This window comes from Sphingomonas rubra (assembly GCF_900115745.1).
Taxonomy (GTDB): domain Bacteria; phylum Pseudomonadota; class Alphaproteobacteria; order Sphingomonadales; family Sphingomonadaceae; genus Sphingomonas; species Sphingomonas rubra.
This window is the reverse complement of record NZ_FOXP01000006.1, coordinates 34,149-49,383: the sequence shown is the minus strand read 5'-3', so window position 1 is coordinate 49,383 and position 15,235 is coordinate 34,149. Positions and strand designations below refer to the sequence as shown.

Genomic DNA, 15,235 nt, shown 5'->3' with positions numbered 1-15,235 from the left:
GCCGCCCGACGTCGTGGAATCCTTCCCCGCATAGCAGCACCGTCACGAGCGCGCCGCCGCGAACCGCCGGATGCGCTCGACATCGGTCGAATCGTCCCTCCCGGCGCTTTGCCGGTCGGATCGTCGCGCTTCGCGTGAAAGCCGGTCGGCGGCGGTATTCGCCCATATCTCGCCGACGCCCAGAAATTGCGCCGACGACGCGAACGACTTCATGTCCGCCGTTTCCGCGATGATCGTGCTGCCGTCGTCATCACGCGTCAGAAACCTGATTTCGTCGGCATCGAAGAAGTTGACCAGCAACGGCGAATGTGAGGTCATCAGCAGCTGCGCCTGCGATTGGCCGGCTATCGAGCGGATGAGGTCGGGAAGAATATGCGGCTCGATCCCGTCCTCCACCTCGTCCAGCAGCACCATGCTGACGTCCTCGGCGAAATCCGGAATCGCGCACAACGCCAGGATACGCAGAAACCCGTCGCTCATATGCGTCGGCGTGAAACGCGCGATATTGGTGAACGGCTCCTGGATGCGTACGTCGATCCAGCCTGCCGTCTTGCGCGTGGCATCCAAGCCGCTCAACGGGTAGAACGTCGACAGCCGATCCACCAGCCGTGCCCGCCCCGCCGGGCCCAGCGCGGCGAGAAATCCGGCGAGCCGCTCGCCTCTGGGTCCAATGTCGCGAGGCTGCCCCCTTGTGTTGCGGCGCATTGCGACGGGGCTTAGCAGTTCCAGCGAGGTGATGCCGCGAGCCCAGTTCCGGATCGCGTTCAATATTGCCGCATCGGCCCGTCCCTCGCTGATCGCGCCGACCGGCAGCAGGGCCATCGCCGATCCGGGAAACCGAAGGTCGTCCACCTTGATGCTGTCGGACGACGACTCCGGACTGACGCGGGTCGATCGCGCGTAGGAGAAGATACGGCGCGGCGCGGCGTCCGGTGCCACGTCCCAAATCTGCTCGGACATCGTCTGCTGCGCGACGTAGCTCCAGCTGAACTCCCACACGATGGAATGGCCGGTCTCGGGTTCGAGCAGCAGGCGAAATTGCAGGTTCTTGGTCGGCAGCACGCGCACCCGGCCGCTTTTCCCCACCGGTCGAAGGTTCTTGCGTGGCCGGACGTCGCTCCACTTCCACTGTCGATCCGAGATGAATTGATCGACGTTCCCGCTCGCGAATGCGCGCACGAAGGACAATGCCTGCAGCACCGAACTCTTACCCGCACCGTTAGTGCCGATCAGGAAAAGCAGGTTATAGGGCATATCGAACGAGAGATCGTCCAGCGCCTTGTAGCCGTCGATCGTCAATCGCCGCAGTTTCACGTCCCACGCCCTTCAGCTGCGGGCAGGTTAATGACGGTATGTGCGTGACAATGCAAACTCCCCCGCCCTTCCCCAACCCCCCGCCCCCTGCTATCGCCCGCGGCGATCCCCTTCCCCTCGCGCGCATGCCCTCGCGCGCCCGTCAGCCAAGGACCCCCATGACCGCCATCGGACAGGACACGCTGAACACCCGCTCCACCCTCACCGCGGGTGGCAAGAGCTACGATTACTACAGCCTCGCCAAGGCGGCCGCGCAGCTCGGCGACGTGTCGCGCCTGCCCTTCTCGATGAAGGTGCTGCTGGAGAATCTGCTCCGCTTCGAGGACGGCAAGACGGTGACTCGCGCCGACATGCAGGCGATCGTCGACTGGCAGAAGGACGGCAAGTCCAATCGCGAGATCCAGTATCGCCCCGCCCGCGTGCTGATGCAGGACTTCACCGGCGTCCCCTGCGTGGTCGACCTGGCCGCGATGCGCGACGCGATGACCGCGCTCGGCGGTGATCCGGAGAAGATCAACCCGCTCGTCCCCGTCCACCTCGTCATCGACCACTCGGTGATGGTCGACGAGTTCGGCACGCCGCAGGCGCTCGCCGACAATATGGACCTCGAATATCAGCGCAACGGCGAGCGGTACGAGTTCCTGAAATGGGGATCGAAGGCGCTCGACAATTTCCAGGTGGTGCCGCCGGGCACCGGCATCTGCCACCAGGTCAACCTCGAATATATCGGCCAGGCCGTCTGGTCCTCGACCGAGACGGGCGAGTTCGCTACGGCCGAAAAGCTGATCGCCTATCCCGACACGCTGGTCGGCACCGACAGCCACACCACGATGATTAATGGTCTCGGCGTGCTCGGCTGGGGCGTCGGCGGGATCGAGGCGGAGGCGGCGATGCTCGGCCAGCCCGTGTCGATGCTGATCCCCGAGGTCGTCGGCTTCAAGCTCACCGGCGCGCTGGGCGAGGGCATCACCGCCACCGACCTGGTGCTGACCGTCACCCAGATGCTGCGCGCCAAGGGCGTCGTCGGCCGCTTCGTCGAATTCTACGGCCCCGGCCTTGCCTCCATGACGCTCGCGGACCGCGCGACGATCGCCAACATGGCGCCCGAATACGGCGCCACCTGCGGCTTCTTCCCCGTCGACGACCGCACGCTCGAGTACATGCGCCTGACCGCGCGGCCCGAGGAGACGATCGCGCTGACCGAGGCGTACGCCAAGGAGAACGGCTTCTGGCGCCACGACGACGCGCCCGATCCGATCTTCACCGACACGCTGGAGCTCGACATGGGCACCGTCGTCCCCTCGCTCGCCGGCCCCAAGCGCCCGCAGGACAAGGTGTCGCTCGGCAAGGTGGACGAGGTGTTCAACAGCGACCTGTTCAAGGTCTACCACAAGGAGCGGCCCGCCCGCGTCGCGGTCGCCGACCGTGACCACGACATCGGCGACGGCGACGTGGTGATCGCCGCGATCACCTCGTGCACCAACACCTCCAACCCTTCCGTGCTGGTCGCCGCCGGCCTCGTCGCCCGCAAGGCGCGCGCGCTCGGCCTGACGCCGAAGCCCTGGGTCAAGACCTCGCTGGCGCCGGGATCGCAGGTCGTCACCGACTATCTCGACAAGGCCGGCCTGTCCGAGGATCTGGACGCGATGGGGTTCAACCTCGTCGGCTACGGCTGCACCACCTGCATCGGCAATTCGGGGCCGCTCGCCGAGCCGATCTCGGCCGCGATCAACGACAACGGCATCGTCGCCGCCTCCGTCCTGTCGGGCAACCGCAACTTCGAGGGCCGCGTGTCGCCGGACGTGCGCGCCAACTTCCTCGCCTCGCCGCCGCTCGTCGTCGCCTACGCGCTGAAGGGCTCGGTGGTCACCGACATGAACACCACGCCGCTCGGCCAGGGGTCCGACGGGCAGGACGTGTTCCTCGCCGACGTGTGGCCGACCAACGACGAGGTCGCGACGCTGATGAACGCCAACATCGACGACGGCATGTTCCGCGCGCGCTACGGCGACGTGTACCGCGGCGATGCCAAATGGTCGGGCATCGACGTGACCGGCTCGGACACCTACCAGTGGCGTGCCGGCTCCACCTACGTCGCCAATCCGCCCTATTTCGAGGGGCTCGAGATGACGCCGGCGCCCGTGACCGACATCATCGAGGCCAAGCCGCTGGCGATCCTCGGCGATTCGATCACCACCGACCACATCTCTCCCGCCGGCAGCATCAAGGCGGACTCGCCGGCCGGAAAATACCTGCAGGAACATCAGGTTAGCCGCGGCGACTTCAACAGCTACGGCGCCCGCCGCGGCCACCACGAAGTCATGATGCGCGGCACCTTCGCCAACATCCGCATCCGGAACGAGATGGTCCCCGGCATCGAAGGCGGCATGTCGAAATACGAGGGCGAGGTGATGCCCATCTACGACGCCGCCATGCGCCACAAGGCGGACGGCACACCGCTCGTCGTCGTCGCGGGCAAGGAATACGGTACGGGCTCGTCGCGCGACTGGGCGGCCAAGGGCACCAACCTGCTCGGCGTCCGCGCCGTGATCGCGGAGAGCTTCGAGCGTATCCACCGCTCGAACCTGGTCGGCATGGGCGTCCTGCCGCTCCAGTTCGCGGCCGGCGTCGATCGCCAGTCGCTGAAGCTCGACGGGTCGGAGACGTTCACGATCCAGAACGTCGCGTCCTTGCGCCCGCGTCAGGATGTGGAGGTGACGCTGGTTCGCGCCGACGGCTCGACGAGCAAGTTCGCCACCCGCTGCCGGATCGATACCGTCAACGAGCTGGAATATTTCCTGAACGGCGGCATCCTCCAGTACGTGCTCCGCAAACTGGCGGCGTAAGCACCGGGGATCGACGAAGAGCGGTGGGGTTTCGGCCCCGCCGCCCTTCGCATGCCCGAACTCAGGCGTTCGACACGCGGTGACGCGCGTAGAGGAGATAGATCGCCAGCCCGACCAGGTTCCAGCCCAGGAACCACAACTGCGTCCGGGTCGGCAGGCTGACGAACAGATACAAACAGCCGCCGATCGCCCCCAGGCCGACCAGCCAGGCCGCGGGCGTGCGAAATGGGCGCGCCATGTCGGGCGCGCGACGACGCATCACCAGCATGCACACCGCCACCGCGACGAACGCCGTCAGCGTGCCCGCGTTCGCCAGTGCGGCGATCGCGTCGATCGGCAGGAAGCCGGCGAAGAGCATCACGATCGCCGCGGTGAACACCGTGATCCTGACGGGAACCCCGCGCGCCGATACCTTGGCAAGACGATCCGGCAGCAGCCCGTCGCGCGCCATCACGAAGAAGATGCGGCTCTGCCCGTAGAGGAAGGCGAGGATCACCGTCGGCAGCGCAATCACCGCCGAGGCCGCGAGGAAGGTAGCCACGCCGGTGCGGCCGAGTTCGCGCAGGATCAGCGCCAGCGGCTCGGGGCTGTCGGCGAAGCGGGCGAAGGACAGCGCGCCGACCGCCGCGACGGCGACGACCATGTAGATGGCGACGCAAGCGATCATCGACCCGACGATGCCGATCGCCAGGTCGCGACCAGGTTTCTTGGCCTCCTCCGCCGCGGTCGAGATCGCATCGAAGCCGTAGAAGGCGAAGAAGATGATCGCCGCCGCCGCCATCACGCCGCGCTCGACACCGTCGCTCCCCATCGTCTTGGCGAAACCGAACGGCGAGAAGGGCTGGAGGTTGGCGCCGTCAAAATAGGGGAGCGCGACCGCGACGAAGATGGCGAGGGCGATCAGCTTGACGACCACCAGCACCGCGTTGATCGTCGCGCTCTCCCGCGTACCGAGCGTCAGCAGAGCGGCGACCGCGGCGACGATGACGAGCGCGGGCACGTTGATGCCCCAGGCGGAGACCGCCCCGTCCACCAGCGTCGGCCCGTGGGTGAGCGCGCCCGGCAGATGGATGCCGAGCCCGCTCAGGAAACCGACCATATAGCCCGACCAACCGACCGCGACGGTCGCCACGACCAGCGTGTACTCGGCCAGCAGGCTCCACCCGACTACCCAGGCGATCACCTCGCCCAGCACCGCGTAGCTGTAGGTATAGGCGCTGCCCGATACCGGCATCATCGTCGCCATCTCGGCATAGGCGAGCGCGGCGCAGGCGCAGATCGCGCCGGCGATGGCAAAGGACAGGATCACCGCTGGACCGGCGCGGTCCGCGCCCACGCCGATCAGCGTCAGGATGCCCGTGCCGACGATCGCGCCGACGCCGAGCGCGACCAGATGCGGCCAGGATAACGTGCGCGACAGCCGCCCGCGCCCCTCGGGCAGCACGATCTCCTTGCGCCGAAACATCCCACCCATGACAGCTCCCCTCTACAGATCGGGGATCACGCTAGCCGCTGGCGGCCGGTCTGGCGATGTGTCGCGGCAGGGATGAGGATCAGACGGTGAAACTCTCGCCGCAGCCGCAGGCACCCTTGGCGTTGGGGTTGGCGAAGACGAAGCCGGCGGTGAAATCGTCCTCCACCCAGTCCATCGTGCTACCGACGAGATAGAGGATCGAGCCACCGTCGACGAACAGGACGCCGCCGGGCGTCTCGATCCGCTCGTCGAAGGGTTTGGCCTCGGTGACGTAGTCGACCGAGTAGGCGAGGCCCGAGCAGCCACGCCGCGGGGTGGAGAGCTTGACGCCGAGAGCCCCATCGGGCGCGCGCGCCATAAGGGCCGCGATGCGCGCCTGCGCCGATGCGGTCAGTAGGAGCGGCGCGGGGCGCGGACGGAGCGTGGAGGCCATCTTACTTCTCCCCCCTCCAATCCACGGGAGGGGTCGGGGGAGGGCCTGTCCCTGGAAAACCAGCGATCATTCCGGGGGACAGGCCCTCCCCCAGCCTCTCCCGCGAGCGGGAGGGGAGCTTACAACATGCCGAGTTCGAGTTTGGCGTCGTCCGACATCTTCTGCGGGTCCCATGGCGGGTCCCAGACCAGATTGACGTCGGCGACGGAGATGCCCGGCACGGCGGCGACGCGCATCTCGACTTCCGCGGGCATCGACTCGGCCACAGGACAGTGTGGCGTCGTCAACGTCATGGTCACGACCGCTTCGCCGTTGTCAATCACGTCGACGCCGTAGATCAGGCCCAGATCGTAGATGTTGACCGGAATCTCGGGGTCGTAGATTTCCTTCAGTGCGTCGATCACCGCCTCGTACAATGCGCCGCCCGGCTCACCGGGCACGTCGTCTCGCGGCTTCTGCGCGAGGAAGCCGGACAGGTAATCGCGTTCGCGCTCGACCGACTTGGGAGCGTCATCGACGCGCGCCTTGGGCGGCGTCTCGACGCTGTCGACCTGCTCGACCTCGAAGCTGCTCATGCGAATATCCCTACCCAAAAATGCGCGTCACGCGTTCGACGCCTGTCACCAAGGCATCGACGTCGGCCGGACCGTTATAGACGCCGAAGCTGGCACGCGCGGTCGCTTCGACGCCGAGCGCCTCCATCAGCGGCTGCGCACAATGGTGGCCCGCGCGGATCGCCACCTGACCCTCGTCCAAGATGGTGGCGACATCGTGCGGATGCACCCCCTCCACAGCGAAGGAGACGATGCCGGCGGAATCGTCCGGACCGAGCAGGCGGACGCTGTTGAGGCTGCCCAACGCGTCGCGCGCCTGCGTCACCAGCGTCGTTTCGTGCGCGTGGATCGCCTCCAGACCGATCGCGTCGACGTAATCGATCGCGGCGTGCAGGCCGAGCGCGCCGACGATGTGCGGCGTGCCTGCCTCGAACCGGCCGGGCGGCGGTGCGTAGGTGGTGCGCTGCCAGCTAACCTTGTCGATCATCGAGCCGCCGCCCTGCCAGGGCGGCATCGCGTCCAGCAACTCCGCCCTGCCCCACAGCACGCCGATGCCGGTCGGACCGTAAAGCTTGTGGCCAGAAAAGACGTAGAAATCGCAGCCGAGCGCTGCCGCATTGACGGGAAGGCGTGGCACCGCCTGACAACCGTCGATCAGGATCTTGGCCCCGACGCCGTGCGCCAGTGCCACCGCGCGCTGGACATCCAGGATCGAGCCGAGGACGTTGGAGACGTGGGTCAGCGCGACGAAGCGATGTTGATCGGTGAGCATCGCCTTCATCGCGTCGAGGTCGATGCGACCGTCATGCGTCAGCGGCACCACATCGATCGCGGCACCGACGCGCTCCGCCGCCATCTGCCATGGGACGATGTTGCTGTGATGCTCCAGCATCGACAGCATGATGCGGTCGCCGGCCTTCAGCTGCGTCGCGGCCCAGCACGCAGCGACGAGGTTGATCCCCTCGGTCGCGCCGCGGACGAAGACGCACTCGTCGGGCGACCTCGCACCGATGAAGCGGGCGATGCGCGCGCGCGCGGCTTCGTAGGCGAGCGTCATCTCGGCCGAACGCTGGTACACGCCACGGTGAACGGTGGCGTAGGTCTCGCCGTAAGCACGGGCGATCGCGTCGACGACGACCTGCGGCTTCTGCGCGGTGGCCGCGGTGTCGAGATAGGCCCAGCCGGACGGGATCGCCGGGAAGTCGGCCAGCGTGTCCAGCGGCGTTCCCGATCCGGCAGTCCGAACGCTCACAACACCCGCTCCAGCCAGGCGTCGGCGTCGGCCACGAACGCCTCGCGCACCTCGTCCAGGCCGATGCGGTCGAGCGCGTCGGCGACGAAAGCGCGGGTGAGCAGCGCCTGCGCCTTGGCACGCGGGATACCGCGGGACTGCATGTAGAACAGCGCGCGCGCGTCGAGTTCGCCGACGGTCGCCCCGTGCGCGCACTTCACGTCGTCGGCGAAGATCTCCAGCTCGGGCTTGAGGTTCACGGTCGCGGTGCGGTGGAGGAGCAGGCCGCGCAAGCTCTGCTCCCCGTCGGTCTTCTGCGCGTGACGCGCGACCTCGACCGCGGCGGCGAGGCTGGCGGCGGAGCGGTCGGCGGCGACCGCACGCCACAGCTGGTGCGACTGGCCGTTCGGCTCGGCGTGGCGCAGGCGGACGGCGCATTCCTGGCGCTGCTCGTCGGCGGTGAGGAGCGCGCCGCCGTACTCAGTGTACGTCCCTTCACCCGCGATCAACTGCGCGTCGATGCGGCTGCCGGCATGGCCGGCGCCGAGAAAGGTGGTGACCAGGCTGGCGCCCTGCCCCAGCTCGGCATCCTCGCGCAGCGACTGGAAGCCGGCCGACTGGAGGAAGCGGACCGAACGCATCAGGCGCGCCGCGCGGCCGAGCTTGACGGAGAGCGCGCGGTTGGACCAGCCGGCGCCGGCGTAGGTTTCCACCACCGTCGCCGTCGCGTCGTCGGCGAGGACGATCTCGGACGCCAGATGGTTGGCACCGCCGGTGGCGAGGTGGACGACCTGCACCGGGTCGGCCGCCGCGTCCTCGGCGAGGCGGAGCGACCAGCCGGGACCGGCGGTGCGACGGCCGAGCGCGTGCTCGGCCGCAGCGACATGGGTCAGGCGTACGCGACCTAGGTCGCTCGCGCTCTCGTCGACGATGCCGTCGCGGATCAGGATGCGCGCGCCGGGAAGATCGAGGAACAGGCTCGCGGGGTCGATCGCGGTGGCATCACGCGGCAGCGCGGCGGCGGTGGCGATGCCGGCGACGTCGGCGTAGCGCCACGCCTCCTCGCGGGTGGAGGGGAGTTCGAGGACGGACACGCTCAATCCCCTCCGCTCGCGGAGAGGCGGCAAGGCGCGGCGCCGATGGAGGGAACGGGCGTCGATGCGCAGCGGGCGTGGAGAAGCCCCTCCACCATGCTGCGCATGGTCCCCCTCCCCGTACCAGGGAGGATCAAGGAAGGAGTCACGCCGCCACCTCGGCATAGCCTTCACGCTCGAGCTGGTGCGCCAGCTCCGCTCCGCCCGAGCGGGTGATCCGCCCGTCGGCCAGCACGTGGACGAAGTCGGGACGCACATAATCGAGCAGGCGCTGGTAATGCGTGATGAGCAGCACCGCCTTGTCCGGCCGCCGCATGATGCGGTTGATGCCATCGCCGACGATGCGCAGCGCGTCGATGTCGAGGCCGCTGTCGGTCTCGTCGAGGATCGCGAACGTCGGATCGACGATGCCCATCTGGACCATCTCGTTGCGCTTCTTCTCGCCGCCCGAGAAGCCGACGTTGACGGGGCGCTTGAGCATCTCGGCGTCCATCTCGAGGGCGGCGGCCTGCGCGCGTGCGAGCTTCAGGAACTCGGCTCCGGACAGCGGCTTCTCGTCGCGCGTCGCGCGCTGGGCGTTGAGCGCCTCGCGCAGGAACTGGACGTTGGAGACGCCGGGGATCTCGACCGGATACTGGAAGCCGAGGAACAGGCCCGCGGCGGCGCGCTCGTTGGGTTCGAGAGCGAGGAGGTCGATCCATTCGCCCTCTTCACCACCTTCGTCACCCCGGGCTTGTTCCGGGGTCCAGGATTGCTCGGCCGTATCGCTCGTGGCTCTGGATGCCGGGACGAGCCCGGCATGACGGGGAGCGCGGAACAACACCGACCCTTCCGTCACCTCATAGCCCGGCCGGCCGCCGAGGACGTAGCCGAGCGTCGACTTGCCCGCGCCGTTCGGGCCCATGATCGCGTGCACCTCGCCCGCGTTCACGGTGAGCGAGAGGCCCTTGAGGATCGGCTTGCCGTCGATCTCGGCGTGGAGGTTTTCAATCTTGAGCAATGCCGAAGCCTTCTGTCCAATGGTCCTCGTCAACCACGTAGGGGTCGACCTGAAATCCGGCGGGATGATCTTTGAAGCCGGGCTAATTCCTGACGCGCTTAATTACCGCACGTGCTGCCGCGTCGGATGAGTAGATGCCGATGAGCTTGGCATAATCCCCTTGTTCATCGTCGTCGCGAACGTGCCAGAGCGAGTGGACGACGGTCATCTAGGCACCACGTCACCCCGGACTTGATCCGGGGTCCATTTCACCGCGAACTCCGGAGTTCGCGGATGGATGGATGCCGGATCAAGTCCGGCATGACAGAGGTGGGTAGGTTTCGTCATCCAACGGAACCCTCCAAGCTGATCCCGAGCAGCTTCTGCGCCTCGACCGCGAACTCCATCGGGAGTTGCTGAAGCACCTCGCGGGCGAAGCCGTTGACGATCAGCGCCACCGCCGCCTCGGCGTCGAGGCCGCGGCTCTGGGCGTAGAACATCTGGTCCTCGCTGATCTTCGAAGTGGTCGCCTCGTGCTCGATCTGCGCGCTAGGGTTGCGGACCTCGATATACGGCACGGTATGCGCGCCGCACTGGTCCGACAGGAGCAGGCTGTCGCACTGGGTGAAGTTGCGGACGCCCTCGGCGGTCGGCGCGACGCGGACGAGGCCGCGATAGGTGTTGTCCGAGCGGCCGGCACTGATCCCCTTCGACACGATCGTCGAGCGGGTGTTCTTACCGAGGTGGATCATCTTAGTGCCGGTGTCGGCCTGCTGACGGTTGTTGGTGACCGCGACCGAGTAGAATTCGCCCACCGACCCTTCGCCCGCCAGCACGCAGCTGGGGTATTTCCACGTGATCGCCGATCCGGTCTCGACCTGGGTCCACGACACCTTGCTGTTCCTGCCTTGGCAGAGCGCACGCTTGGTGACGAAATTGTAGATGCCGCCGACGCCGTTCTCGTCACCGGGATACCAGTTCTGGACGGTCGAATATTTGATCTCGGCGTCGTCCATCGCGACCAGTTCCACCACCGCGGCGTGGAGCTGGTTCTCGTCGCGCATCGGCGCGGTGCAGCCCTCCAGATAGGAGACGTACGACCCCTTATCGGCGACGATCAGCGTCCGCTCGAACTGGCCGGTATTCTCGGCGTTGATGCGGAAATAGGTCGACAGCTCCATCGGGCAGCGAACGCCCTCAGGAATGTAAACGAAGGTGCCGTCTGAGAAGACCGCGGAGTTGAGCGTCGCGAAGTAATTGTCACGCTGCGGCACGACCTTGCCCAGCCACTTGCGGACGAGGTCGGGATACTCACGGATCGCTTCGGAGATCGAGCGGAAGATGACGCCGGCGGCCTCCAGTTCCTTGCGGAAGGTGGTCGCCACCGAGACGCTATCGAACACCGCATCGACCGCGACGCGGCGCTTGGGCTGACCGCTGTCGTCCAGATCCTCGACGCCGGCGAGCATCTTCTGTTCGGCGATGGGGATGCCGAGCTTCTCGTAGACGCGCAGGATTTCGGGGTCGACCTCGTCCAGGCTGCCGAGCTTCGGCTTCGCCTTAGGCTCGGCGTAGTAATAGGCGTCCTGATAGTCGATCGGCGGCACATTGAGCTTCGACCAGTCGGGCGCCTCCATCGTCTGCCACAGGCGAAACGCCTTCAGGCGCCATTCGAGCATCCACTCGGGCTCCTGCTTCTTGGCGGAGATGTAGCGAACCGTATCCTCGCTCAGCCCCTTGGGCGCGAAGTCCTGCTCGATATCCGAATGGAAGCCCCACTCGTACGTCTTCGAAATGGCGGCATAGGCTTCGGCGTTCTTGGTCGCCATCACGCGATCTCCACGATCTTGGTCTGTTGGCCGCCATGTACGGGGGCGGCTTGGGCGAGTTGGGCGAGGGTGACGCCGGCGAGCGCGCCGCGGACGGCACGGTTGACGATCGCCCAGTGCGGCTTGACGCGGCAGCTGCCGTCGAGCGCGCAGTCGTGGCGCGCCTCGTCGACGCAGGTGGTGAGCGCGATCGGCCCCTCCACCGCCTCGATCACCTCGGCGAGGTCGATCGCCGAGGGCGGACGCGACAGGCGGAAGCCGCCGCCCTGTCCACGCGCGCTCTCCAGCAGGCCGGCGGCGGCGAGACGGCTGACGAGCTTCTGCGCAGTGGGCAGCGGCACGCCGGTTTCCTCGGCGAGCGTGGTCGCGTTCAGCCGCGCGACGCCGCCGCAATGGCGGGCCGCGGCGGACATTATCACGACCGCGTAATCGGCGAGGGAGGAGAGGCGCATGGGCTAATCGGACCGTATCGTTCGGATTGCAGATGGTGCAGCGCGGCAGGGGGATCAACCGCTATCTTTGCTAACGACTCGCAAGCGGGCTCTCCTCCGCTTGCGGGAGCGGACGGGCGAGGGCAGAGCCGCCCGCGCATCGTTCGTTGCATCGCCCTCCCCCAGCCCCTCCCGCTCTTGGAAGGGGAGAAGGACATCGCATGGCCTGGTATCACCCCGCGCTCTTCGCCCTCGATGCGGAGCGGGCGCATCGCCTTACGATCGACGCGCTGGGCGGATGGGCGCGCGTCGGGATGCCGCTGGCGCGGAGCCCCGCCCTCTATCCGCGGCTCGCGACGACAGTGGCCGGAGTCGACTTCGCCAATCCGGTGGGGCTCGGCGCGGGGGTGGACAAGGACGGGGAGGCGATCGCCGGGTTCTTCGGGCTGGGCTTCGGCGCGGTCGAGATCGGGACGCTGACCCCCCTGCCCCAGCCGGGAAATCCCAAGCCCCGGCTGTTCCGGCTGGTCGAGGACCGGGCGGTGGTGAACCGCTACGGCTTCAACAATCGCGGGCTGGACGCGGGGATCGAGCGGGCGCGGGCGGCGAAGCGCCCATCGACGAAGCTCAGGACAGGCGTGCTCGGCATCAACGTCGGCGCGAACAAGGATGCCGCCGACCGGGTGGCGGATTACCGCGCGGGCGTCGCCGCCGCTGCGCCGGTCGGCGATTACGTGACGATCAACATCTCTTCTCCCAACACGCCGGGCCTGCGCGACCTACAATCGGGATCGGCGCTGGCCGAGCTGCTGGCGGCGTGCGCGGAGGTGAAGGGCGCGACGCCGCTGTGGCTGAAGGTCGCGCCCGACCTGTCGACCGCGCAGGTGGACGAGATCGCGCGGGCGGCGATCGACGGCGGGGTCGACGCGCTGGTCGTCGGCAACACCACGGTCTCGCGCCCGCCGCTCGCCTCGCGCCACGGCGGAGAGACGGGGGGATTGTCGGGTGCGCCGCTCGCGCCGCTGGCCAGGCAGGCGCTGGCGGCGTTCCGCACCGCGACGGCGGGCGCCGTGCCGCTGGTCGCGGTGGGGGGCATCGGCTCGGCGGAAGAGGCCTATGCGCGCATCCGGATGGGCGCGAGCCTCGTCCAGCTCTACACGGCAATGGTGTACGAGGGACCGGGACTGCCGGGCCGGATGCTGCGCGGGCTCGACGCGCTGCTGGCGCGCGACGGCTTCGCCAGCGTCGGCGAGGCGGTCGGGACGGGCTGACTTGCGCGTGCGTGGCCGCTACGATCGTCGCCGATGAAGAGGTTCCTGCTCACCGCGGTCGCGGCCTTGGCGATCGCCGCGCCGGTCGAGGCGCGCCGTGCCGCGCCCGCGCCATCAGGCATGGTCAGCGCCGCCGATCCACGTGCCGCGGCCGCGGGCGCGGAGATGCTGCGCGCGGGCGGGTCGGCGACCGACGCGGCGATCGCGACGATGCTGGTGCTGGGGGTGGTCGAGCCGCAGAGTTCGGGCCTCGGCGGCGGCAGCTTCTGGGTACGGCACGACGCGCGCGGCACCACGACGATCGACGCGCGCGAGACGGCACCCGCCGCGGCCGGCCCGCGCTGGTTCTACGGCGACGACGGCAAGCCGCTGTCTCACCGGCAGGCGGTGCCGGGCGGGCGCAGCGTCGGCGTGCCCGGCGCGATCCGCGGCATGGCGACGGCGCACCGCAGCGGCGGCAGGCTCCCCTGGGCAAGGCTGTTCGCGCCGGCGATCCGGCTGGCGACCGGCGGGTTCGAGGCGAGCCCGCGGCTCGTCAACAGCGTCGCGCGCTACGGCGGGCACCTGATGGCGGAGGCCCGCGCGATCTACGCCGGACCGGGCGGGCGGTCGCTGGCGACAGGCGACCGAGTGACCAATCCGGCGCAGGCGGCGCTGCTGCGACAGCTCGCCGCGCGAGGCCCGGACAGCTTCTACGTCGGGCCGACTGCGGCGACGGTCGTCGCGACCGTGAACGGCGCCGCGCGAAACCCGTCGAGGATGACCGCGGGCGACCTCGCCAGCTACGACGCCAAGGTGCGCCCGCCGGTGTGCGGGACATACCGGACCTACAAGGTGTGCGGCATGGGCCCGCCGTCGTCGGGCGGGATCGCCGTACTGATGATCCTGAAGCAACTCGAACGTTTCGACATGGCCGGGCTGGGCAAGGACAGCGCGACCGCGTGGCACCTGTTCGCGGAATCGTCGCGGCTCGCCTATGCCGACCGCAACCTCTACGTCGCCGATCCCGATTACGTGCGGGTGCCGGTCCAGGGATTGCTCGACCCGCAATATCTCGCGTCGCGATCGGCGCTGATCTCGCCCACCGCCACCATGGCGAGCGTGTCGGCGGGAACGCCGCCGGGCGCGCCGCCGCGGGTGCCCGCACCGGTCAGCGAGGTGGCGGGGACGACCGACTTGGTCGCGGTCGACCGCCAGGGCAACGTCGTCGAGGTGACGACCACGGTGGAGGGACCGTTCGGATCGGGGCTGGTGGCCGACGGGATCGTGCTCAACAACCAGTTGACCGACTTCGACACGGTGCCGGTCAAGGACGGCCTACTGGTCGCCAACCGGGTCGAGGGCGGCAAGCGGCCGCGATCCTCGATGGCGCCGACGATCGTGTACGACGCCGCCGGCCGGGTGCGGATCGCGCTGGGTGCCGCGGGCGGATCGACCATCATCGCGCAGGTCGCCAAGGCGCTGATCGCGGTGCTCGACTGGAAGATGTCGGCGCAGGACGCGATCGGGCTCGGGCTGGTCTACGCGCCCGGCCTGAGCGCGACGGCGGAGGCGGGTACGCAGGCGGAGGCGATGGTACCGGCCCTGCGCGCGCTCGGCGAGCGGATCGAGGTCGCGCCGATGGGCCTCAAGGCGAACGCGATCGAGCGGGTGGGCGGCCGCTGGGTGGGTGCTGCCGATCCGCGCAGCGAGGGCGTGTCGGTTTCCCAAAACGGTACGGTAACGGCGCCGGTCCGCGCGGTGCAGCCGGCGAACCGCCCCTCGGAATGAACAGGAGCG

General features: G+C 68.4%; 12 protein-coding genes. 3 read left to right on the top strand and 9 right to left on the bottom strand.

The window, feature by feature from the left end:
• Positions 1-42: 42 nt before the first annotated feature.
• A complete protein-coding gene (locus tag BM145_RS08600) occupies positions 43-1,314 on the bottom strand; it encodes an AAA family ATPase (protein WP_093333256.1) in 1,272 nt (423 codons plus the stop codon).
• Positions 1,315-1,472: 158 nt separating this feature from the next.
• Between BM145_RS08600 and acnA the strand changes: the two genes are divergently transcribed.
• Positions 1,473-4,160: an aconitate hydratase AcnA gene (gene acnA, locus BM145_RS08595; protein ID WP_093333255.1), complete on the top strand. Its 2,688-nt coding sequence runs from the start codon at positions 1,473-1,475 to the stop codon at positions 4,158-4,160.
• Positions 4,161-4,221: 61 nt separating this feature from the next.
• Here acnA and BM145_RS08590 read toward each other — a convergent pair whose 3' ends face one another.
• The 8 genes from BM145_RS08590 to BM145_RS08550 all read right to left on the bottom strand — a co-directional run bounded on the left by BM145_RS08590 (position 4,222) and on the right by BM145_RS08550 (position 12,206).
• The gene (locus BM145_RS08590; RefSeq protein ID WP_093333254.1) at positions 4,222-5,634 is read right to left on the bottom strand and encodes an amino acid permease; all 1,413 of its coding nucleotides are present in this window, start codon (positions 5,632-5,634) and stop codon (positions 4,222-4,224) included.
• 79 nt (positions 5,635-5,713) lie between these two features.
• Positions 5,714-6,067: a HesB/IscA family protein gene (locus tag BM145_RS08585; protein WP_093333253.1), complete on the bottom strand. Its 354-nt coding sequence runs from the start codon at positions 6,065-6,067 to the stop codon at positions 5,714-5,716.
• A 119-nt stretch (positions 6,068-6,186) separates the two neighbouring features.
• A complete protein-coding gene (locus BM145_RS08580; RefSeq protein WP_093333252.1) occupies positions 6,187-6,642 on the bottom strand; it encodes an SUF system Fe-S cluster assembly protein in 456 nt (151 codons plus the stop codon).
• Between the two features lie 10 nt (positions 6,643-6,652).
• Complete coding sequence (locus tag BM145_RS08575; protein WP_093333251.1) at positions 6,653-7,873, bottom strand: aminotransferase class V-fold PLP-dependent enzyme; 1,221 nt, start codon at positions 7,871-7,873, stop codon at positions 6,653-6,655.
• A complete protein-coding gene (locus BM145_RS08570; RefSeq protein WP_245739196.1) occupies positions 7,870-8,946 on the bottom strand; it encodes a SufD family Fe-S cluster assembly protein in 1,077 nt (358 codons plus the stop codon). The genes BM145_RS08575 and BM145_RS08570 overlap by 4 nt, the downstream gene beginning before the upstream one ends.
• A gap of 145 nt (positions 8,947-9,091) precedes the next feature.
• Positions 9,092-9,946, bottom strand: a complete 855-nt coding sequence (sufC, locus tag BM145_RS08565; protein ID WP_093333249.1) for a Fe-S cluster assembly ATPase SufC — start codon at positions 9,944-9,946, stop codon at positions 9,092-9,094.
• A 323-nt stretch (positions 9,947-10,269) separates the two neighbouring features.
• Positions 10,270-11,754 carry a Fe-S cluster assembly protein SufB gene (gene sufB / locus BM145_RS08555; protein WP_093333248.1) on the bottom strand — a complete coding sequence of 495 codons (1,485 nt, stop codon included), beginning with the start codon at positions 11,752-11,754 and terminating at the stop codon, positions 10,270-10,272.
• Positions 11,754-12,206, bottom strand: a complete 453-nt coding sequence (locus BM145_RS08550) for an SUF system Fe-S cluster assembly regulator (protein WP_093333247.1) — start codon at positions 12,204-12,206, stop codon at positions 11,754-11,756. The genes sufB and BM145_RS08550 overlap by 1 nt, the downstream gene beginning before the upstream one ends.
• A 200-nt stretch (positions 12,207-12,406) precedes the next feature.
• Here BM145_RS08550 and BM145_RS08545 point away from each other — a divergent pair, with 200 nt between their 5' ends.
• Positions 12,407-13,456, top strand: a complete 1,050-nt coding sequence (locus tag BM145_RS08545; RefSeq protein WP_093333246.1) for a quinone-dependent dihydroorotate dehydrogenase — start codon at positions 12,407-12,409, stop codon at positions 13,454-13,456.
• 33 nt (positions 13,457-13,489) lie between these two features.
• A complete protein-coding gene (gene ggt, locus BM145_RS08540; protein WP_425441088.1) occupies positions 13,490-15,226 on the top strand; it encodes a gamma-glutamyltransferase in 1,737 nt (578 codons plus the stop codon).
• Positions 15,227-15,235: the final 9 nt, after the last annotated feature.

Bases quoted from the DNA above. Each gene is read 5' to 3' on its own strand.
- BM145_RS08590 (WP_093333254.1), bottom strand. From the start codon at position 5,634: ATGGGTGGGATGTTTCGGCGCAAGGAGATCGTGCTGCCCGAGGGGCGC.
- ggt (WP_425441088.1), top strand. From the start codon at position 13,490: ATGAAGAGGTTCCTGCTCACCGCGGTCGCGGCCTTGGCGATCGCCGCG.
- BM145_RS08585 (WP_093333253.1), bottom strand. From the start codon at position 6,067: ATGGCCTCCACGCTCCGTCCGCGCCCCGCGCCGCTCCTACTGACCGCA.
- BM145_RS08545 (WP_093333246.1), top strand. From the start codon at position 12,407: ATGGCCTGGTATCACCCCGCGCTCTTCGCCCTCGATGCGGAGCGGGCG.
- acnA (WP_093333255.1), top strand. From the start codon at position 1,473: ATGACCGCCATCGGACAGGACACGCTGAACACCCGCTCCACCCTCACC.
- BM145_RS08580 (WP_093333252.1), bottom strand. From the start codon at position 6,642: ATGAGCAGCTTCGAGGTCGAGCAGGTCGACAGCGTCGAGACGCCGCCC.
- sufB (WP_093333248.1), bottom strand. From the start codon at position 11,754: ATGGCGACCAAGAACGCCGAAGCCTATGCCGCCATTTCGAAGACGTAC.
- BM145_RS08550 (WP_093333247.1), bottom strand. From the start codon at position 12,206: ATGCGCCTCTCCTCCCTCGCCGATTACGCGGTCGTGATAATGTCCGCC.